The sequence below is a fragment of the Methylobacterium komagatae genome (assembly GCF_042661665.1).
GTDB lineage: Bacteria > Pseudomonadota > Alphaproteobacteria > Rhizobiales > Beijerinckiaceae > Methylobacterium > Methylobacterium komagatae.
Map to the genome: position 1 here is coordinate 5,510,321 of NZ_JBHSWN010000001.1, position 19,304 is coordinate 5,529,624.

Sequence of the window (19,304 nt, forward strand, 5' to 3'; positions counted from 1 at the left end):
TCAGAACACCTTGCCGGGATTCAGCCGGTTGTCGGGATCGAGGGCGCGCTTCACCAATCGCATGGTGGCGATCTCCTCGGGTGAGCGCGAGAGCTTGAGCTTGCTCCGCTTCATCAGTCCGATCCCGTGCTCCGCCGAGACCGACCCGTTCAACTCCGCAAGGGGCGCATAGATCGCCGCGTCGATCGCCTCGTTGCCGGCGGCATCGAGGTCGGTCGTGTTCCAGTGCAGGTTGTTGTCGCCGATATGGCCGTAGACAACCGCGCGACAGCCGGGAATTGCCGCCATCCGCGCGAGCGCGTCGCGCACATACCCGTCCATCCGGTCGAGGGGCACGCTCACGTCGAAAGCGCGCTCGATGCCGTCCGCGTTCATGTTCTCGACCCGGTCGCGGATACGCCACATCGCCTGCCGCTGTTCCTCCGACGAGGCGAGCGCGGCATCGAGTACGGTGCCCTCCCCCATCAAACGGTCGAGCAGGTCCACGAAGCGATCCGTCTCCTCCGGCACGCATTCGACTTCGATGATCGCGTAGAATGGGTAATCGGGCCCCAGCGGCGGCGTAGCCCGCCCGGGCTTGGTCATCAGCCGGTAGAAATCAGGCCACAGCCCCTCGAAGGACGAGACACGGCCCTGAAAGGCCGATTGCGCAGCGCGCAACAGGCGGGCGCCGTCATCGACGCCGGGGCAGGCCACGAGGGCGGTCACGTAACCGGCGGGCTCCGGCCGCAGGCGAAGCACGGCCTGGGTGACGATGCCGAGCGTGCCCTCGGTGCCGAGAAAAAGCTGCTTCAGGTCGAGCCCGGTATTGTTCTTGATGAGCGGGCGCATGGAGGAGAGGATCGTGCCATCCGCCAGAACGGCTTCGAGGCCCAGCACCATCTCCCGCATCATGCCGTAGCGCAGCACGCGAAGACCGCCTGCGTTGGTCGAGATGGTCCCGCCCACGGTGGCCGAGCCCCGCGCGCCGAGATCGAGTGGGAAGAACAGGCCCGCCGCACGGGCGGCATTCTGCACCGCTTCCACCGTAGCGCCGCTGCCCGCGACGACCGTCATCGACAGAGGATCGACCGGTGCGATGCCTGTCATCCGTTCTGTGGACAAGGTGATCTGGTCATTCTCACAGAGGATGCCGTCCACGAGACCGGTGGCGCCACCGCGCGGGACGATGCTCACTCCGGCCTCCGCACAGGCCTTCACGACACGGGCGGTCTCCTCGGTGTCGCGGGGGCGGACCAGGGCGAGAGCCGCGCAGGGCTCGGACGGCCGTGTCCAGGCGGCGGGGCGGCTGCGGAGTTCGTCACCCGTCACGAGGCCGCTCGGCCCGACGATGGCGGCGAGTTGGTCAAGAATCGCGGGCGTCTGCATCATGGGTCTGGCGATATCATTTGCGACGAGGGCCTGTCACAGCAGCCCACGCTGGGCGAGGTTGCGCATCAGCGCGCCGGTGCCGAAGGTCCATGGCTCGCAGGCGTCGCAGGGGCGCATGCGGTTGACCAGCCTGCCGAGTTCGGGGCTCGCGATGGTGACGTGGTCACCCTCGACATGGGTGAAGCCGAGGCCCGGCCCGAGCCGGTCCTTCACAGGCGCGAACATGGTGCCGAGCAACAGGACCGCCCCATCTGGGTAGCGGTGGAACCGGCCCATCATCGCCTCGGCCAAATCGGCCGGATCGCGGCTGATCTCGGATAGTGGCGATGTACCTTCCAGGGTGAAGCCGTCCGGCCCCGCCACCTCGAGGCTCACGGTGGTCCGCCGTACCGTGTCGATGGAGAAGGTCTCGTCGAACAGGCGCAGGAACGGCCCAAGGGCGCAGGAGGCGTTGTTGTCCTTGGCCTTACCCAAGAGCAGCGCCGAACGCCCCTCGAAATCGCGCAGGTTCACGTCGTTGGCGAGACTTGCGCCGACGATGGCCTGCCGGGACGAGACCGCAAGGGCGATTTCCGGCTCGGGGTTGTTCCACTCTGAGTCCGGGTGCAGCCCGGCATCCGCGCCGCAGCCCACCGCCGAGAGCGGCTGCGCTTTGGTGAAGATCTCCGCATCAGGCCCGATGCCGACCTCGAGATATTGGCTCCATGCGCCTTGCGCGACCAGCACCGCCTTGAGCGCGGCGGCTTCCGGCGAGCCGGGCCGGAGTTGGCGCAGGTCGTCGCCGACGAGACGCTTCACCTCCGCGCGAATCGCGGTGGCAGCCAGCATGTCGCCGCGTGCGCGCTCCTCGATCACCCGCTCCAGCATGGAGGTGGCGAACGTGACGCCCGCCGCCTTGATCGCCTGAAGATCGAACGGCGCGAGAAGCCACGGGCGCGCTGGGTCGCGTTCTTCCAGCGGGGTGTTGGCGAGGATGGCATCGAGCGATCCGCAATCCTCGCCGTCCGCGGCTCGGAGCGCGGAAGCGGGATCCTCGTGCTCGCAAAGCTCGGCGACCGTGCGGTGCGTTGCGGTGATGTCGAACACCCGGACCGTCCCGTCCGATCCCTGCCGGATAGCGACGACGCTTGGGCCCGAGACGTCCGACCGCCAGATCCGGCCCACGAGGGCCCCCTTGCATCCGTCGTCGGGCAGGATGTCGGCGGCGCGGAGGGTGAGCCTGTCCATGGCCTCAGCGTCCTTGTTCGAGCGGCAGGCAACCCCGCGCTTCCAGCCCTTCGCGGATCGCGCGCTTGGTGATTTTGCCGTAGCCGGATTTCGGCAAGTCATCCCAGAAGAAGACGCGCTTCGGCAGCTTGTAGCGGGCGACTTCGCCCGAGAGCCACGAGAGCAGTGCCGCCTCTTCCACGGTTTCGCCCGGCCGCGCCACGCAGACGGCCACCCCGACCTCGCCCCAGGTCGGATCGGGCACGCCGAGGATCGCGACCTCGGCGATGGCCGGGTGTTTCAGCAGCTTTTCCTCGGTCTCTCGCGGATACACGTTCGATCCACCCGAGATGTACATGTCCGACGCGCGGCCGGTGATGAAGAGAAAACCTTGCGGGTCGAGATGCCCGAGGTCGCCAGTGCGGAACCAGCCATTCCGGAAGGCATCCGCGTTGGCTTTCGGGTTGTCGTAATAGCCCGCGAAGACCGCCGGGCCACAGACGCAGATCTCGCCGGTCTCCCCCGCCGGGAGCGAGCGCCCGTCGGTATCTTGGATATCGACCTGCATGCCCGTGCGTTCGAAGCCGCAGGTGCCGACCTTCACCTCCGGCCCATCCTCGGCCGCGTGGAGGCGCGGGGGCAGGACGGTAATGTTCCCCGTCACCTCGCCGAGTCCGAAATACTGAACCAGCACCGGGCCTAACGCTTTCAGCGCGCGCTTCTGGTCCTCTCGGTACATCGGCGCGCCCGCATAGATGACGTGGCGCAGGCTCGAATGATCATGCCGGTCGACAGCAGGATGCTCGGTCAGCAGCTTCACGATGGTCGGCACGGTGAACATGTTGGCGATGCGCCACTGTTCCACCAGCGACCACGCTTCCTCCGGATCGAGCCGGTCGCCCCCGGTCAGCACCGTCGTCGCCCCGGCGGCGACCTGCGCCAATTGGTGGATACCCGCGCCGTGGGAGAGCGGCGCCACGACAAGGGAGGTGTCGCCCTCCTTCGTCCCCGGCATCAGGTCGCAGAGATGATTGGTGATGACGAAGCCCATCTGGCCATGGGTCAGAACCGCAGCCTTCGGGCGCCCGGTCGTGCCGGAGGTGAAGAAGAACCAGCACGGATCGTCATGCTCGACATCGGCGACCGGCGCCGCCTGCCCGGCATGCTCCGCGACGAGGTGATCGTAATCTTCACCGAAGCTTTCACCGCCGATCTCGACCACGATGTCGAGGGCCTGGCATTCGGCGCGGATCGCGGCGGCGTGTTCCGGAAAGACGCTGCCGCAGATCAACACGCGGGCGCCGCTCGCCTTGGCGAGATAGGCGACCTCGGCGGGGGTCTGGCGAAAGTTCGTCGGCACCCACACCGCCCCCAGGCGGAAGCAGACGAACATCGATTCGAAGAGCTGGTTGCCATTGCGCGACTGCACCAGCACCCGATCGCCCTTCACCACGCCGCGCTGCGCAAGAGCGGCGGCCATGGCGTCGACGCGGGCATCAAGCTCCGCCCATGTCCAGCGCCGCCCCGCTTGCACGAGGCCGAGGCCGTCGCGGAGGCGGCGGCCGTTCTTTCGCAGGGTATGGGCGAGGTTCATCACCCGCCGCGTGCAGGGGGCGACCCCTCCGCGCGGCGCGGTGGCCTCCATCAGGCGAGCTTCCCGGTGTACTTCTCGAGGATCGACCAAGCCTCGTCGCCGTAGCGGCCCTTCCACTCGTTGTAGAAGCCGGCCTTGCGCAGCTTGTCGCGGAAGGGCTCCGGATCGGGCTTATTGAAGACGAGGCCGTTCTTGGTCAGGTCGGCCTGGAGGCTGGCGTTGAGCTTAGCGACGTCCTCGCGCTCCTTCATACCCGCCGCGTTGATGTGCTTGGCCACCATCTCCCGCAGGTCCTGCGGCAGACGCTCGAAGGCACGCCGGTTGGCCAGGAACCAGTAACCGTCCCACATATGGTTCGTGAGCGAGCAGTACTTTTGCACCTCGTAAAACTTCGTGGTCGAGATGACGGCGAGCGGGTTCTCCTGGCCTTCGACGATCTTTGTCTGAAGCGCGGAATAGGTCTCGTTCAGGTTGATCGAGGTCGGCGCCGCATCGAATGCCTTGAACATCGACGTCCAGAGCGGAGAGACCGGCACGCGGATCTTGAAGGACTTGAAGTCCTCAGGCATCGCGATCGGCCGCGTGGACGAGGTGGTCTGGCGGTAGCCGTTATCCCAGATCTTCTCCATGGCGATGATGTTCGCCTTGGCGATCTGCCCGCGCACCCAGGCGCCGAGGTCACCGTCCATCGCTGCCCAGACCTTGTCGTAGTCCGGGAACGCGTAGCCGATGCCGTTGATCGAGGCGTTCGGCACCAGCGTCGAAAGGATGAGCGGCGACATCGTGAAAAATTCCACGCCGCCGTTGCGGAGCTGGCTCAGCGTGTCGGTGTCCGAACCGAGCTGGCTCGTGGGGAAGATCTTCAGGTCGAACCGCCCGCCGCTCTCGGTGCGCAGGGCCTCGGCCATTTCCCGGGCGCGCACATTCATCGGGTGCGTGTCGGGCAGGTTATTCGCGTATTTGTAGGTGAACTCGGCCTTCTGGGCGCGAGCGACATGGGGCGCAGCGACTCCGGCGAGCAGAGCGGTGGAACCGGCCGACAGAATGCGGCGGCGGGTGAAAAGCATGGCGAACGCCTTCCCGATCAGGGCTTCCTGAGCCCGGCATTTCCTCGTGGCCCGCGAACTTTGCCCGCGGATTTTATATGCGATGTCATCGATAGCGGCGGCCAAGGTGGTGTCAACGGAGAAGCGGCGCCACGCGCCGAGCCCTGCGGACGTTGTCAGCAGCTTCGGATCGGGCCACGCTGAAAACGGGCTGCAAAGGGAATCGCGGCCTATTTGGAGAATGCGTCATGGCTCGCACGCTCGGGCACTTCATCGAGGCGCGGGACAGCCTCGTCACCGATGCCATCGATGGCCTGCTGGCCTCGGGCGGCGGAACACTCGCGCGGCTCGACGGCTATCCCGATATCCGCGTGGTACTCCGGGCCGAGCGCGACGCGGGCAAGGTCGCAGTCATTTCCGGCGGCGGGTCGGGGCACGAGCCCGCCCATGCGGGCCTCGTCGGCGCTGGGCTGCTCGATGCGGCGGTTTGCGGCGATGTCTTCGCCTCGCCCTCTGCGGATGCGGTTCTAGCCGGAATCCTGGCGGTGAGCGGCCCGGCGGGATGCCTCGTCGTCGTGAAGAATTACGCGGGCGACCGGCTCAATTTCGGCCTCGCCGCGGAGCGGGCGCGCGGCATGGGCATTGCCGTCGAGACAGTGCTCGTCGCCGATGACATCGCCCTGCCCGGCGCCACCCAGCCGCGCGGCGTCGCGGGGACGCTGTTCGTCCACAAGGTGGCGGGCCATGCCGCCGCCGCGGGGTTACCGCTGGAAGAGGTCGCGGCGCGGGCCCGGCGAGCGGCTTCGGCCGCGCGCTCCTTGGGCATCGCGGTGTCCACGGCGACCATTCCCGGCTCGCGTCGAGCCGAGCGCATGGAAGAGGGACAGGCCGAGCTTGGCCTCGGCATTCATGGCGAGCCGGGCGTCGAACGCGTCGCCCTGCCCCCGGCATCCGACCTCGCGCGAATCATGACGGAGCGGCTGGCTGCGACCCTGCCTGGCGATGGTCCTCTGGCGCTTCTGGTGAACAATCTCGGCGCGACGACGTCCCTTGAGATGCAGGTCCTGACGCGCGCGGTCCTCGCCACCAATCTCGGCAAACGCGTGCGGCTGCTGCTGGGCCCGGCGCCTGCCATGACAGCGCTCGACATGCACGGCGCGTCGCTGTCTTTCCTGGCCCTAGACGGCGAACTGGAGGAAGCCCTTCTGTCGCCCGTCCCGGTGTTGCACTGGCCCATGGCCGTGAGGATCGCCGCGCCCCAGGTGAAGCCGCTGCCCGGCGGGCTCGAAGGCGAGCGTTTCACGCCCTCGCGGGATGACAAAGCCGCCGCGCGGATCGCGGCGGTGGCGAAGGCCCTTGTCGCCGCCGAAGCGGAGTTGAATGCCCTGGACGCCAAGGTCGGCGATGGCGACACCGGCACGACCTTCGCGGGCGCGGCCCGTGCCGTGTTGGCCGATCTCGACAAGCTGCCCCAAGCCGATCCGCCTGCCCTCGCCCGCGCCCTGGCCGAACGGATCGGCCGTGCCGCGGGTGGATCGAGCGGTGTGCTCGGCTCGATCTTCTTCGCGGCGGCGGGGGCCTCCCTCGCCTCGGGCGCAGTTTGGCCGGAAGCGCTCCACGAGGGTGTCGCGCGGGTGCGTGCCTATGGCGGCGCGGGACCGGGCGATCGCACGATGCTCGACGCGTTGATCCCGGCGCTCGATGCCCTCAAGACCGGGGATCTCGCCTCGGCCGCCCATGCGGCCAGGGAGGGTGCCCGCGCCACCGCGGGGATGACCCGAGCCGCGACGGGTCGGTCGAGCTACCTTGCCTCGGGCGATCTCCAAGGCACGGAAGATCCCGGCGCGGCGGCCATCGCCATCGCCTTCGCCGCACTCACCTGAAAGCTCGCCATGCAGACCTGCCTGATCCTCGACGACTATCAGAATGCCGCTCTGAGTTTCGCGGATTGGGCACGGCTGGCGCCCGCCGTGCAGGTCTCGACCGTGAACACTTACATTTCTGACCGGGATGCCCTGGTGGCGCGGATCGAACAGGCTGAGACCCTGGTGATCATGCGCGAGCGCACGCCCTTCCCGGCGGATTTGCTGGCGCGGTTGCCCAATTTGAAGCTGCTCATCACCAGCGGGATGCGTAACGCCTCCATCGATCTCGCAGCGGCACGAGATCGGGGCATCACCGTCTGCGGCACCGATTCGAGCCCGACACCGCCCACGGAATTGACCTGGGCGCTGATCCTCGGCCTCGCGCGGCACCTCCCGCAGGAGGTCGCCAACGTGCGCGGCGGCGCGTGGCAGAGCACCATCGGCGCGGACCTGTCGGGTGCGACCCTCGGAATCCTCGGCCTTGGAAAGATCGGGGCACGCGTGGCCGCCATCGGCCGAGCCTTCGGCATGAACGTCCAAGCCTGGAGCCCGAATCTCACCGAGGAGCAGGCGCGGGAGGCAAGTGCGACTCTCGCGGCCTCGAAGGGGGCTTTGTGCGAGGCTTCCGATTTTCTGACATTGCACCTCGTGCTGGGCGAGCGGAGCCGCAACATCGTCGGCGAAGCCGAGTTTCGGCGAATGAAGGCCAGCGCTTATCTCATCAACACATCGCGCGCCGGACTCGTCGATCAGGCGGCGCTGATGCGCGCCCTTGAGGAGGGTTGGATTGCGGGCGCCGGGCTCGACGTCTTCGACACCGAGCCCCTTCCCGCCGACAGCCCGTTCCGCCACCTGCCGAACGTGTTAGCCCTGCCCCATCTCGGCTACGTCTCGCAGGGCAACTATACGCGCTTCTTCACGCAGGCCGTGGAGGATATCGAGGCGTGGCGCGCGGGGAGCCCGGTGCGGCAGCTCGGCTGATCGCTTTCAACGCGTCCGGGGATCGACCGCATCCGCAAGCCCGTCGCCCAACAGATTCAGCGACACCAGGGTGGCGATGAGAAAGGCTGCAGGCGCCGCGAGCATGTGCGGCGCCGCCTCGATGGAGCGGGCTCCCTCTGCGATCAGCACGCCCCAGCTTGTCTGCGGCTCCTGAACCCCGAGACCCAGGAACGAGAGGAAGCTCTCCAGCAGGATCACGCGCGGCACGAGGAGCGTCGCCGCCACGGCGACCGGCCCCAGTGTGTTCGGTACGATGTGACGAAGCACGATCGCTCCCGGTGTCAGACCGAGGGCGCGCGCGGCGCGGACGAAGTCACGCTCGCGCAGCGAGAGCGTCTGCGCCCGGACGATGCGCGCCATGTCGAGCCACTCGACCGCCGCGATGGCCAGCAGCATCAGCAAGAGGCTCGCCCGGAAGAACACCAGCAGCAGGATGACGAAGAACACGAAGGGCAGCGCGTAGAGCGCATCGACCACGCGCATCATCGCGGCATCCACAGCCCCGCCCGCGTAACCCGCCACCGCGCCGTAGCCGACGCCGATGAGCAGGGCGACGAGGGTCGCGGTCAGCCCCACCGCGAGGGACACCCGGCCCGCAACGAGGCTGCGCGTGAAGAGATCGCGCCCATGAATGTCGGTGCCCAGCAGGAAGTGCAGGCGCCGCACCGGCATGTCGAGGACCAGACGCCGCCCGCCCTGCTCCTCGGCCACGATGGCGGACGCGCCAAACAGGTCGGAGCGTGGCAGGTAGACGAGGCTGCGCCGGTCGATGGGCGTGTCGGCGGTGAGGGTCAGGCGCAGCCGGTCGCCTTCCCGCCGGGCTTCGGCCACGCTCGCCCTCATGCGGAAGGAGATCCGGTCCAGGGCCGGGCGAAGATGGTCGTCGTCGGGCTGTGCTGTCAGCCCCGCAGGGAGCTGGCGCAGGTCCGGATAGAACCGGTCCGGTTGATGGCCGGTGAGCGCGGGTCCGACAAGACAGGCGAGCGCGATGAGCAGCAACACGCAGAGCGCCGCCACGGCGCCGCGTTCGCGGATGAGCCTCTTCATCATGTCCCGGCCCGCAAGCGCGGATCGAGCCATGCGCAGGCGATGTCAGCGGCGAGGTTCAACATGATGACGAGCACGGCGACCAAGAGCACCACGCCCATGACGAGCGTGTAATCGCGGTTGATCGCCCCCTCCACAAAGTAGCGGCCGATGCCCGGCAGGCCGAAGATGGTCTCCACCACCACCGAGCCGGTTAGCAAGGCGGCAGCCAAGGGCCCGAGATAGGCCACGACCGGCAGGAGAGCGCCCCGTAGGGCATGGCGCGTGACGCGGACAGGCGGCAGGCCGAAGGCGCGCATGGTCCGCACTGGTTGGGTTCGCAGCACCTCCCCCAGCGAGGCACGGGTAAGCCGCGCCAGCGCGCCGACCTGCGGGAGGGCGAGGGTGACGACCGGCAGGATGAGGTGGCGCCAATCGCCTCCCTCCCAACCGCTCAGAGGCAGCCAGCGCAGGCTAAGCCCGAAGGCAATCTGCAGCAGCGGCGCCACAACGAAGCTCGGCAGCGAAAGGGTGAGCGCGGCGCCGAGGCCGATGACCCGATCGACCCATCCCTCCCGCCGAAGCGCCGCGATGCAGCCGAGGCCGACACCGACGATCGTGGCGAGGCCGAGCGCGAGGGCGCCGAGCGTCGCGGAGACCGGAAGCCCCCGTGCGATCAACCCCGCGACGCTCATATCGCGGAGCGAGAAGGAGGGTCCGAGATCACCCTGCGCCAGGGCCGCGAGGTAGCTGCCGAACTGCGCGATCAGCGGCCTGTCGAGACCATAGACCTTGCGAAGATTCTCCATCGCCGCCGGCGAGAGAGGCCGTTCGAGATCGAAGGGGCCGCCGGGCGCAAGACGCATCAGGAAGAAGCTCACCGCGACCACGGCAAGAAGCGTGGGTACGCCTTGAGCGAGCCGCCGAGCGACGAGGCCGATCATGAAACGAGCCGGAGGTAACGGGTCGGCGCGGCGTTGCGCAGGTTCGGATGGTAACCGTGAAGGCGGGGCGAGATCAGCGCCTTGGTCCGGTAATGCATCAGCGGAATCCAGGGCAATTCGCGCAGGGCGATCTCTTCCGCCCTGTAGAGGATGTCCGCCCGGCGCTTGAGGTCGCGCTCGGCCGCGCCCTGTTTCAGCAGCGCGTCGTATTCAACGTTCGACCAGCGCCCTGCATTGAACCCGTCATTGCCGGTCTGGAGCAGGAACAGGAAATTCTGCGGGTCGGAATAGTCGGCGATCCACGACATGCGGGCGATGTCGAAATCGCCACCGTCGCGAAGATAGGCAAAATGCGTCTTCGCGTCGGTGTAGACAAAGCGCGTGACGATGCCGATGTCGCGCCACATCTCCGCAAGCGCCACCGCAATGTTGCGGTTGTTGTCGCTCATGTTGAAGCGATACTCGACGCGCAGCGGGTTCGATGTCGGATCAAAGCCCGCCGCCGCGAGCAGCCCCCCGCGCCTCTTCCTCGTGATCGATGGGCAGGCCCTGCCGACCTTCGGTCTCGGGGGGCGTGCGGTAATGGTCGAGGCCCTCCGGACAAAGGGACCATGCCGGGCTCATCGTATCGCCGAACAGCGCCTTGGCGAGGTAGTCCCGGTCGATGACGAGGGAGAGCGCGCGCCGCACCCGCACATCGGAGAAGGGCGCCTTACGCGTATTCACCGCGAGCGCCGCGAGGCCGAGCGCGGGCCCAAGCACCACCTGTGATCCAAACCGCGTGCGCAGAGCCGCCATCTGATCGCCCGGCAGGTCGGCCAGGGAATCGATCTCTCCCGCCGCGTAGCGCCTGACCGCGCCCGAGAGGTCCGGGGTGGGCAGGAAGGCGACCTTGCGGATGGCGAAGGACGACGCTTCGGGGTGGTGAGAATTCACCTCCAGCAGGATGCGGTCACCCGGCACCCGGTCCACGAGGCGGTAAGGACCGTTCGTGACGAGATGGCCGGGGCGGGTGAACGCCTCGCCATGTCGTGCCACCGAGGCCGCATGGACCGGCGCCGCCGTCTGATGCGTCAGCAATTCCAGAAAGTAGGGCGTCGGCTCTTCCAGAGTGATTTCGACCGTCGCTGGGTCTGCCGCGGAGACGCCGAGGCTGTCGGCTAGCCGCCCGCCGCGATTGATCGCGGCCGCGTTCAGGATCGGAAACAGCACCTCGGCGTATTTCGCCCCGGTGGCCGGGTCCATGATCCGGCGAAGGGAGTAAACGAAGTCAGCCGCCGCCACAGGGTCGCCATTCGACCAACGGCCATCCGGCCGCAGGGTGAAGCGGTAGGTTCTGCCGTCGTCGGAGACCGTCCACTCCTTTGCCGCACCGGGCACGATAGCCCCGAGGTTGTCGTAGGTGAGCAGACCATCGCAGAGGTCGCGCAGGATATGCGCCTCCGCGACGGTGGAGGATTTATGGGGATCCAACGTCTCCGGATCGGCGTCATTGCCGCGTCGGTAGAGGGAATCCCCCGCCGCTGGGGCTGGTCCGACGGCGGCGACGGCTGCGGCCCCGGCGAGCCAGTCCCGCCGCCGCAGGCGCATCAGGCCCCCGTCTCGGCCACGAGCCCGGCGGCTTCGATCCCTGCCACGGCGCAGATCTCATCGTTGTCGGACGTGTCACCGGAAATGCCGATGGCGCCGAGCAGACGCCCATCCTTATTGCGGATCAGAACGCCCCCCGGCACCGGTACGAGGGCAGCAGGCCCGGCGAGGTGAGTGACGGCCGCCACGAAATACGGCTGCTGCTCGGCACGCGCGTGGATCGCCCGCGAGCCCATGCCGAGCGCCAATGCGCCATTGGCCTTCCCGCTGGCGATCTCGGCCCGGCGGAGCGATGTGCCGTCTTCGACTTCGACGCATTTCAGCGCGCCGCGCGCATCGTAGACCACAACCGCAAGGGGCTTCAGGTTGCGCTCGCGTGCCGTGCGAAGGGCCGTCGCCACGACGATGCGGGCGGCTTCCAGACTCAGGTCGATCATCGGCTCTTCGGGTCAGGCGGGCGCGGACAGGCGCGAGAACGCAATTGTCGCCACCTGGGCCAGGATCTCAAGCCGCCTGACGGTGGAATCGTCCGGTTCGACATAGGCACACCAATAGGCGCCCAACGCCGCCACCGCCTCCGGGGCTCCCATGGGCACCATGGCGAGGCTGCGGATGGAGGTGCGGGCATAGGCCGCCTGCGGCACACGCGGGTCGGTTTCCAGGTCCGGAATGACGACCGTTCGCCGATGGTGCATCGCCCACCCTGAGACGCATTCGTCCATGGGGAACTTCGCGCCGCGCCAGAGCGGCTCGATCGCGTCCTCCTCGACGTAGTGACAAAGATCACCCTTACGCAGAACCACCGCAATTCCGTCCGAGCCGATGATGTCTCGCGCGGTCTGCCGCAGGCCCGCAACGATCTCGTCCACCGAGCGCGCAGCACTCAGCAGCTTGGCCGCAGCGGCCAGCCTGACGCCCTGTTCGTCCTCGTATTCGGTGGTCAGCAACATTCCGGAAAACTCGCGATGAACCATCGCACTACGGGACCCGCGTGATCCCACCACATTCCTCTTTCACTAAGCACCAGAGCCGCGAACCCGTTCCACTGCCAAGCTCCTAGCTTGGCGGAAGTACGCCGCATCGGTGAAGCTCGAAGGAAATTCGTTAAGAATTAGAGCCTCGTGCCCTTAACGCTATCTGAATGCGATAGGGGAGGTCCGCCGTCGAGTTGGTAGCGACCGACGTGGACAAGGGGCAGACCGCCCCCATGCGCATGACCGGGCTTCTTGCTTTCCGGCAAGACGATCCCGTAAGCGACAGCCTCTCCCCCTGCACCGCCGGCCCCCACCATGTTCACGAGACGTCGCATCCTGAAGGCAGGCTCGCTCCTCGGCGCTGCCGCCCTCACCCAGCCGGTGCAGGCGTTCGCTCAAACGCGGGCCACGCCGCTGACCGTGAAGGTTGGTCTGATTCCGATCCTGGCGGCCGCGCCGATCTATGTCGCCGAGAAGGAGGGCTGGCTGAAGGAAGCCGGTTTGACCCCCGCCGTCACGACCTTCGAATCCGGCCCCAACGCGATTCAGGCCCTCGCCTCTGGCACGCTCGATGTCTACGTCGCGGGAGTGGCGCCCCTCGTGGTCGCCCGCGCGCGTGGCCTCGACATCAAGGTCGTCGCCTCGACGGCCATTGAGGAAAACGTCTTCATCGCCGGGCCGAAGCTCGCCCGTTTCGCCGAGAAGGATGTTCCCCCCGCCGAGGTGTTCAAGCGCTTCCGCGCCGCCACTGGGGTTCCGGCCCGGCTCGCCACGCAGCCCCTCGGCTCCGTGCCGAACACGACGCTCCAATATTGGCTCTGGGAAGTCGCGAAGGCCGATCCGAAGGATGTCACCATCGTCTCGATGGGCATCGACGCGACCCAACAGGCGATCCTGGCGGGCGCTGTCGATGGCGGCACGCTGCGCGAGCCCGCCGTCTCCATCGTCACAGGGCGCAACCCGGAGATCAAATTGATGGCGCTCGGCGGGGAGATGTTCCCGAACCAGCCCGGGACCGTCGTCGCCGTTACCAAGGCGTTCCTCGACAAGGAGCCGGAGGCCGCGCAGGCGGTCGTCACGTCGATCGTGCGTGCTATCGACCTGATCGGTCGCGATCCCGCCAAGGTCACCCCGGCCATCGAGGGGGCGCTCGGCAAGGGCCTCATCGATTCCGCCACGATCCGGCGCGCCCTCGCCTCCCCGGCGACGCGCTTCTCGGCCGATCCCCGCTCGATCGTCGAGGCCACCGCCGCGATGCAGAAGTATCAGGTCAAGATCGGCGCCCTCGACCGCGATGTCTCGCTCGACGGCCTGTTCGATCCGCGCCTCTATGAGCGCGCCTTAGCTGCCAAGTGAAGCCGAACACGTGAAGGCTCATCCCCTCGCGGCTTTCCTGCCGCTCATCGGCCTCGTTGCCTTCTTTGGCCTGTGGGAAGCGGTGCCGCTTCTGGGCCTCGTGAATCCGGCCTTCCTGCCACCGCCCTCCGTGCTGCCCGCCGCCTTCCTGCGCGAACTGAGTTCGGGCCAGTGGGCCGCCGCCATCGGCGGAAGCCTCGGCCATTATGTCCTGGGGTTGAGCATCGGTGTGGCGCTCGGCATCGCGGCGGGCACCGTCACCGGCCTCCTGCGTACGGCCGAGGGGCTGACCGCCTGGGTGGTACGCGTGTTGCGCCCCGTGCCTGGTCTCGCCTGGGTGCCCTTCGCGATCATCTGGTTCGGCGTGAACCCGTCGGCGGCCGTGTTCATCATCGCCATCGGCGTGTTCTGGATCGTCTATTTCGCAGCCCATGGCGCGATCCGGGGCGTCGACCGCGACCTGATCGAACTTGCCGCGGCCTTTGGCTTCCGCTCGGCACCGGAGCGTCTGATCAAGGTGGTCTGGCCTGCTGCGATGCCGGGCATCCTCGTCGGCGTGCGCACCGCCCTCGGGCAGGCATGGATGGCGGTGGTGGCCGCCGAGATCTTCGGCGTTCCCGGCCTTGGCCAACGGATGATGCAAGCCTCGACGTTGCTCGCGACCGATATCGTGGTGGTCTACATGCTGACCATGGCCCTTCTCTACGGGCTGATCGACGCCGCGTTCACCTTCCTCCAGGGGCGGATCCTGCAATGGCGGGCCTGATCGGCATAAGGGGCCTCGCCCTGACCTTCACCCGTGACGGCACCCGGACGAAAGTGCTCGAAGGGCTGGATCTGGACATCGCCTCGGGCGAGTTCCTGGCCATCGTCGGCGCCTCGGGCGTCGGCAAGTCCACGCTGCTCAGGGTGATCGCTGACCTCGTGCGGCCCAGCGAGGGGACGGTGACGGTAAGCCCACCCGAGCCGGGACGGCGCTCCGTCGCGCTGGTCTTCCAGGATGCGCGACTGCTGCCATGGCGGCGCATCCTCGACAACGTTGCTTTCGGCCTTGAGAAGCTGAAGCTTTCGCGTGTCGAGCGGCGTGAGCGGGCCGAAAGCGCGCTGGCCCGCGTGGGCCTTGCCGATCTGGCCAACCGGTGGCCGTTTCAATTGTCCGGCGGCCAGCGGCAGCGCGTCGCCCTGGCCCGCGCTCTGGCGGTTCAGCCGCACGTGCTCCTGATGGACGAGCCCTTCTCGGCCCTCGACGCCCTGACCCGCGAAGCGTTGCAGGATGAACTGATCCGCCTGTGCCGCGCGGCAGGCCAGACCGTGCTGTTCGTCACGCACGACATCGAAGAGGCGGTCTATCTCGCAGACCGGGTCGTGGTGCTGGCGGGCTCGCCGGGTCATATCCGTGCGACGCACGTGATCGACACGCCCCATCCTCGCGATCGGACGTCCCCCGCCCTTCAGGATATGGCGCAGCGGATCCGCTCGGACCTGCTCCTGACCGACCGCGTCGCGGCCTGACGCTTCCCTCGTGTCCCGTGGTGTTCCGTGAAGCTAACCCCGATCACCGACACCTTCACGGTCGCGTCACAGCCCGATGAGAGCGAGATCGCGATCCTCGGCACGCATGGGACGAGGCTTCTGATCAACAACCGGCCCGAGCACGAGGAGCCGGGCCAGCCTGATAGCGCCGTGGAGGCCGCCGCTGCTGAGGCCGCGGGCCTGCGCTACCGGCACATTCCGGTCACGGGCGGATCGATCACGCGGACGGATGTCGAGGCGTTCGGCCAGGCGGTGCACGAAGCAGGGGGGCCGGTCGTCGCCCATTGCCGGAGCGGGACGCGCTCTCTCACCCTCTGGGTGATCGGCGAAGTCCTGGGTGGCCGCATGTCGCGAGATGATGTCGTGGCGTTCGGCGCGGAGCGCGGCTTCGACCTCTCCGGCGCTCTTTCCTGGCTTCGAGTGCATTCCTGAATGTGCCTAGAATCGCCCCGCGAGCGTCAACCGCATGGCGGTGGGTTCGACGGGGTGAAAATGGCGGTCGGCGACCCCTGCCGCATCCTCACCGGGAAGGCGTGACACATAGAAATACGTGATCTGATCTGCCTTCGCATTGGTGAGATTGAGGACGTCGAGTGAAAGGCTGACCCCGTTCTCGAAGAGGTAGCCGATCCGCCCGTTGAGCAGAGCGGTCGGCTTCGAACGGACGAAATTGTCCTCGATGAGGGGACGCGGGCCGAAATATCGGAACCGCAACGAGCCGAACCAGCCAAGCCCCTCGCCGAAGGTGATACCTGCCGAGGCGATGGTCGTGGGCGCCTCCGGCACACGGGCGCCGACCGAGTCGCGGTCCGAGAACCGGGCGTTGGTGACGGTCAGATCGCCTTCAAGCACGAGCCATGGCGTGACAGCGTAATGGTTGGTCCACTCGATGCCGAAGCGGCGCGTAGGACGGCTCGGTTCAGTCGTGCCGGAATCGCCCTGAAAAAGGTTCTCCGAGGCAAAGTCGAGTTGAAAAAGCGCGAGCGAAGTCTCAAGCCCGGCAATCGAACGGTTGCGGAAACCGATCTCCGACCCCGTCGAGGGAACGAGAAAAGGGGAGCGCAGCACGTTGAACAGGGGGCTTGCTGGATCGACGGTCGCCGTGACGCCGCGCGCGTCGTTCGAATGGAAGCCACCGCCGTAATTCACGTAAAGTTCGGTATCTTGCCAGGGGCGGAACACGGCGCCGAGCTTCGGGTTGACGATCCCATCGCGAGCTCGACCCGAATTGGCAGGCGTATCGGAGCGGACATCCGCATAATAACCGTCGGCCCGGAAGCCGACCGAGGTGCGAAACCAGTCCGTCCAGCGCACGCGGTTCTCAACGTAGACGGCAGCGCTTGCCTCCAGCACGCTGTCATCCAGCACGGTCGAGCGGTATCGGCGCGTTGTGGTGTTGAATAGTCCAACCCGGATGTCGTCCGTCCGCGTCTGAAAGCCGATCTCGTTTTCCATTGGCAGACCGAACAGGTCGCCCTGGAACACGCGGGCGATCTCCCTCCGCCGAGGACGCGGCTATCGCGTTGGTGGAATTGATCGCCCCCGATCGGGTCGTTCAGAAGATACGTGAAGTTGTTCCAGAGGTTCATCTGGTAACGGATCACATAAGCCGAGGCGCTGGTGACGCCGCCTGCATCCGATTGGCTCCACCGACCCGATAGGGAGAACCGGCCGGTATCGCCACCATCGCTTGGATCGAGGGTGCCATAACGGCCTATGATCCCCTCCGCGATCGCCCGCTCGGGGATCTGGTTGGTGGCGTTCCACTTGGCCCAATAGGCCATCCCGGTGACGGCGAAGCCGTCTAGAGCCGTGCCTTGACTGAAACGGATGACGCCGTTCAACTTGCGCAGGGCATCTGGCACGGCCCAGGGTCCGTCATAGGTCTGCGCCTCGCCTGCCACGAGCAGATTGCCTGTGCCGAGCGGCACTGAGGCGGCCGACAAACCCCGTTTCAGACCGAAGCTTCCGAAGGTCGCCAGCGAGATATTGCGCTCGAGCGTGTCGAGATAATCAATCCGCACAGAGCCGGCCGAGGTGAAATCTCCGTCGCGGACGAAGTAAGGCCCCTTGTGGAACTCGACGGCCCCAACAAGCTCCGGAATGAGAAAGTTGAGGTCGGCATAGCCTTGGCCATGGGCATGGGTCCGCATGTTGACCGGCATACCATCGACGCTGATCGCGATATCGGTGCCGTGATCGAGGTTGAAGCCGCGCAAAAAATACTGGTTGGCTTTGCCCTCACCAGAATGCTGCGTGATGATGAGGCCGGGAATTTCCTCTAAAACCTCGCCGGGGCGCGTGACCGGCCGGCTGTTGATTTGCGCGCCCGTAATGATCCCGGCGCTCGCTGCTTCGACCGGCTGCAGGGCGCCGCCGCGCCCGGTGATCCCGCCGACATAGGCGGCGGATGCGTTCGGCGTGGCCGAAGCTGTCGCTACGGGTGCCTCGGCGATGACCGACAATTCCGACAGGCTCACCGCCTGCTCGTTGGGTGCAGCCATGGCAACGCCCGCGACGAGAGACAAGGTGGCTACCCCGCCAAGCAGCGTCATATGGAAGAGGTTCGATGGGAAAGCACTCGACAGGGGCAACGGCCTTTCATCGCATTGGAGGCGCGCCGATCACGCTCCTTTGCGTATGCAGAACATACGCAAAGATCATACTTCTGTCTGTTGCCGAAGTAACTCAGGCTTTCCCGTGCGAATGGGCGCGATGCGCCTCGTTCACGCGTTCCGGAATAAGGTGAAGTTGGCCGTAGCGCACGCCTCGCTGCGTGGTGACGCTGTCGGCATAGGCCTGCATGGCCGCCGCCGATCCTTTCAAGACCGCGACCTCCAGGCAATCGTCGGCGTTCAGATGCACGTGCAGGCTGGCGATGGATACGCCGTGATGATGGCCCTCATCGGTCAGGCGCCGGGCGAGATCGCGTGTGCCGTGATCGTAGACGTAGCTCAGGGCACCGTAGCAAGGCGCATCTTTAGCGTCCGTCGTCTGGACGGGGGCAACCGCACCGCGGACGAGATCACGCACCGCCTCCGAACGGCTGCCGTAGCCCCGTCGCTCGCAGAGGCGATCGATCGCATCCAGCAATTCGTCGTCGATCGTGATCGTGATGCGCTGCATGCTCGCCCCACCCCCTCGCCGAAGTCTTCCCTAAGGAGATGATGCAGCGGTGAACAGGGACCTCGCCACGAGGTGACGCGTTAGTGGGTATGAGCGCCTACCCGCCCCCGCCCGCAGAGCCGGATCGTCTCCGCATTACCGAAGCGGCGCTCGCAGCGGCCGACAGGTCGTGGCGGGCCGAGATGCATCGCAATTTTGGGCCGGACGGCGTGCTCGTCCATGGATATTCACCCGAAGGCCAGGGCGGCTTGGGAACCGCCCTGCGCCGGAGTTATGAGGCACGCCGCGTCGCCGTGGCGCTGTGGCGCCACGAACGGCGTCGCGCCGGGCCGGTCTAACGGGCTGCCTTGGCCTCGCGGCGGCGGGCCGTGAGGACCCATTCGGTGTAGCCGTTCGGCTGCTCGCGGCCCTTGAACACCAGATCACTGGCCGCTTGGAAGGCCGGTCCGTCGAAGCCGGGGGCCATGGGCTTATAGAGCGGATCGCCCGCGTTCTGCCGATCCACCACCTTCGCCATGCGCTTCAGCGTCTCAATCACCTGCTCTTCGCTCACCACGCCGTGGTGCAGCCAGTTGGCGATGTGCTGAGACGAGATGCGAAGGGTCGCGCGGTCTTCCATCAGCCCGACATCGTGAATGTCCGGCACTTTGGAGCAGCCGACGCCCTGGTCG

16 protein-coding genes and 3 pseudogenes are annotated in these 19,304 nt (G+C 67.0%); 7 read left to right on the top strand and 12 right to left on the bottom strand.

Annotated features, from left to right (window positions below):
- The 4 genes from ACFQE0_RS27330 to ACFQE0_RS27345 are packed head-to-tail and all read right to left on the bottom strand — an operon-like array spanning position 1 to position 5,238.
- Positions 1-1,371 carry an FAD-binding oxidoreductase gene (locus ACFQE0_RS27330; protein ID WP_378975135.1) on the bottom strand — a complete coding sequence of 457 codons (1,371 nt, stop codon included), beginning with the start codon at positions 1,369-1,371 and terminating at the stop codon, positions 1-3.
- Between the two features lie 33 nt (positions 1,372-1,404).
- The gene (locus ACFQE0_RS27335) at positions 1,405-2,598 is read right to left on the bottom strand and encodes a fumarylacetoacetate hydrolase family protein (RefSeq protein WP_378975137.1); all 1,194 of its coding nucleotides are present in this window, start codon (positions 2,596-2,598) and stop codon (positions 1,405-1,407) included.
- Between the two features lie 4 nt (positions 2,599-2,602).
- Complete coding sequence (locus tag ACFQE0_RS27340; protein WP_378975139.1) at positions 2,603-4,222, bottom strand: acyl-CoA synthetase; 1,620 nt, start codon at positions 4,220-4,222, stop codon at positions 2,603-2,605.
- Complete coding sequence (locus ACFQE0_RS27345) at positions 4,222-5,238, bottom strand: TRAP transporter substrate-binding protein (RefSeq protein WP_378975141.1); 1,017 nt, start codon at positions 5,236-5,238, stop codon at positions 4,222-4,224. Before ACFQE0_RS27345 ends, ACFQE0_RS27340 begins: the two co-directional genes overlap by 1 nt.
- Before the next feature lie 227 nt (positions 5,239-5,465).
- Here ACFQE0_RS27345 and ACFQE0_RS27350 point away from each other — a divergent pair, with 227 nt between their 5' ends.
- Positions 5,466-7,100, top strand: a complete 1,635-nt coding sequence (locus ACFQE0_RS27350; RefSeq protein WP_378975143.1) for a dihydroxyacetone kinase subunit DhaK — start codon at positions 5,466-5,468, stop codon at positions 7,098-7,100.
- A gap of 9 nt (positions 7,101-7,109) precedes the next feature.
- Positions 7,110-8,063 (top strand): D-2-hydroxyacid dehydrogenase family protein, encoded by a 954-nt coding sequence (locus ACFQE0_RS27355; RefSeq protein WP_378975145.1) that lies wholly within the window; start codon positions 7,110-7,112, stop codon positions 8,061-8,063.
- A 6-nt stretch (positions 8,064-8,069) separates the two neighbouring features.
- On the opposite strand, the gene ACFQE0_RS27360 is transcribed toward ACFQE0_RS27355, so the two are convergent.
- The 5 genes and pseudogenes from ACFQE0_RS27360 to ACFQE0_RS27380 all read right to left on the bottom strand — a co-directional run bounded on the left by ACFQE0_RS27360 (position 8,070) and on the right by ACFQE0_RS27380 (position 12,594).
- Positions 8,070-9,164, bottom strand: coding sequence for an ABC transporter permease (locus ACFQE0_RS27360; protein WP_378975147.1), 1,095 nt, complete (start codon positions 9,162-9,164; stop codon positions 8,070-8,072).
- The gene (locus ACFQE0_RS27365; protein ID WP_378975149.1) at positions 9,131-10,054 is read right to left on the bottom strand and encodes an ABC transporter permease; all 924 of its coding nucleotides are present in this window, start codon (positions 10,052-10,054) and stop codon (positions 9,131-9,133) included. Before ACFQE0_RS27365 ends, ACFQE0_RS27360 begins: the two co-directional genes overlap by 34 nt.
- Positions 10,051-11,644, bottom strand: a pseudogene (locus ACFQE0_RS27370) (peptide ABC transporter substrate-binding protein). Before ACFQE0_RS27370 ends, ACFQE0_RS27365 begins: the two are co-directional and overlap by 4 nt.
- Complete coding sequence (locus ACFQE0_RS27375) at positions 11,644-12,081, bottom strand: GlcG/HbpS family heme-binding protein (protein WP_378975151.1); 438 nt, start codon at positions 12,079-12,081, stop codon at positions 11,644-11,646. The pseudogene ACFQE0_RS27370 and the gene ACFQE0_RS27375 overlap by 1 nt, the downstream one beginning before the upstream one ends.
- A gap of 12 nt (positions 12,082-12,093) precedes the next feature.
- The gene (locus ACFQE0_RS27380; RefSeq protein ID WP_378975153.1) at positions 12,094-12,594 is read right to left on the bottom strand and encodes a GAF domain-containing protein; all 501 of its coding nucleotides are present in this window, start codon (positions 12,592-12,594) and stop codon (positions 12,094-12,096) included.
- Between the two features lie 339 nt (positions 12,595-12,933).
- On the opposite strand from ACFQE0_RS27380, the gene ACFQE0_RS27385 reads away from it, so the two are divergent.
- Genes ACFQE0_RS27385 through ACFQE0_RS27400 form a run of 4 tightly spaced genes read left to right on the top strand, consistent with a single transcriptional unit; the run spans position 12,934 to position 15,939 of the window.
- Entirely contained in the window at positions 12,934-13,974 is a 1,041-nt protein-coding gene (locus ACFQE0_RS27385) for an ABC transporter substrate-binding protein (protein WP_378975155.1), read from the top strand.
- Positions 13,975-13,984: 10 nt separating this feature from the next.
- Positions 13,985-14,740, top strand: coding sequence for an ABC transporter permease (locus tag ACFQE0_RS27390; protein ID WP_378975157.1), 756 nt, complete (start codon positions 13,985-13,987; stop codon positions 14,738-14,740).
- Positions 14,728-15,486 carry an ABC transporter ATP-binding protein gene (locus tag ACFQE0_RS27395; protein ID WP_378975159.1) on the top strand — a complete coding sequence of 253 codons (759 nt, stop codon included), beginning with the start codon at positions 14,728-14,730 and terminating at the stop codon, positions 15,484-15,486. The genes ACFQE0_RS27390 and ACFQE0_RS27395 overlap by 13 nt, the downstream gene beginning before the upstream one ends.
- 27 nt (positions 15,487-15,513) lie before the next feature.
- Positions 15,514-15,939, top strand: a complete 426-nt coding sequence (locus ACFQE0_RS27400; protein WP_378975161.1) for a protein tyrosine phosphatase family protein — start codon at positions 15,514-15,516, stop codon at positions 15,937-15,939.
- Between the two features lie 6 nt (positions 15,940-15,945).
- Here ACFQE0_RS27400 and ACFQE0_RS27405 read toward each other — a convergent pair.
- Both ACFQE0_RS27405 and nikR read right to left on the bottom strand, forming a co-directional pair.
- Positions 15,946-18,011: pseudogene (locus tag ACFQE0_RS27405) on the bottom strand (TonB-dependent receptor).
- A 184-nt stretch (positions 18,012-18,195) separates the two neighbouring features.
- Entirely contained in the window at positions 18,196-18,633 is a 438-nt protein-coding gene (gene nikR, locus ACFQE0_RS27410; RefSeq protein WP_378975163.1) for a nickel-responsive transcriptional regulator NikR, read from the bottom strand.
- Positions 18,634-18,722: 89 nt separating this feature from the next.
- Between nikR and ACFQE0_RS27415 the strand changes: the two genes are divergently transcribed.
- Positions 18,723-18,971: a hypothetical protein gene (locus tag ACFQE0_RS27415; protein ID WP_378975165.1), complete on the top strand. Its 249-nt coding sequence runs from the start codon at positions 18,723-18,725 to the stop codon at positions 18,969-18,971.
- Here the strand turns inward: ACFQE0_RS27415 and ACFQE0_RS27420 are convergent.
- Positions 18,968-19,304 (bottom strand): annotated as a pseudogene (locus ACFQE0_RS27420) (malate synthase G); the annotation flags it as partial. The gene ACFQE0_RS27415 and the pseudogene ACFQE0_RS27420 sit on opposite strands and share 4 nt — an antisense overlap.

What these genes read in the sequence shown, in the direction of transcription:
- ACFQE0_RS27365 (WP_378975149.1), bottom strand. Translation starts at nt 10,054, where the DNA reads ATGATCGGCCTCGTCGCTCGGCGGCTCGCTCAAGGCGTACCCACGCTT.
- ACFQE0_RS27395 (WP_378975159.1), top strand. Translation starts at nt 14,728, where the DNA reads ATGGCGGGCCTGATCGGCATAAGGGGCCTCGCCCTGACCTTCACCCGT.
- ACFQE0_RS27380 (WP_378975153.1), bottom strand. Translation starts at nt 12,594, where the DNA reads ATGTTGCTGACCACCGAATACGAGGACGAACAGGGCGTCAGGCTGGCC.
- ACFQE0_RS27415 (WP_378975165.1), top strand. Translation starts at nt 18,723, where the DNA reads ATGAGCGCCTACCCGCCCCCGCCCGCAGAGCCGGATCGTCTCCGCATT.
- ACFQE0_RS27375 (WP_378975151.1), bottom strand. Translation starts at nt 12,081, where the DNA reads ATGATCGACCTGAGTCTGGAAGCCGCCCGCATCGTCGTGGCGACGGCC.
- ACFQE0_RS27335 (WP_378975137.1), bottom strand. Translation starts at nt 2,598, where the DNA reads ATGGACAGGCTCACCCTCCGCGCCGCCGACATCCTGCCCGACGACGGA.
- nikR (WP_378975163.1), bottom strand. Translation starts at nt 18,633, where the DNA reads ATGCAGCGCATCACGATCACGATCGACGACGAATTGCTGGATGCGATC.
- ACFQE0_RS27360 (WP_378975147.1), bottom strand. Translation starts at nt 9,164, where the DNA reads ATGGCTCGATCCGCGCTTGCGGGCCGGGACATGATGAAGAGGCTCATC.
- ACFQE0_RS27340 (WP_378975139.1), bottom strand. Translation starts at nt 4,222, where the DNA reads ATGGAGGCCACCGCGCCGCGCGGAGGGGTCGCCCCCTGCACGCGGCGG.
- ACFQE0_RS27330 (WP_378975135.1), bottom strand. Translation starts at nt 1,371, where the DNA reads ATGATGCAGACGCCCGCGATTCTTGACCAACTCGCCGCCATCGTCGGG.
- ACFQE0_RS27350 (WP_378975143.1), top strand. Translation starts at nt 5,466, where the DNA reads ATGGCTCGCACGCTCGGGCACTTCATCGAGGCGCGGGACAGCCTCGTC.
- ACFQE0_RS27355 (WP_378975145.1), top strand. Translation starts at nt 7,110, where the DNA reads ATGCAGACCTGCCTGATCCTCGACGACTATCAGAATGCCGCTCTGAGT.
- ACFQE0_RS27345 (WP_378975141.1), bottom strand. Translation starts at nt 5,238, where the DNA reads ATGCTTTTCACCCGCCGCCGCATTCTGTCGGCCGGTTCCACCGCTCTG.
- ACFQE0_RS27385 (WP_378975155.1), top strand. Translation starts at nt 12,934, where the DNA reads ATGTTCACGAGACGTCGCATCCTGAAGGCAGGCTCGCTCCTCGGCGCT.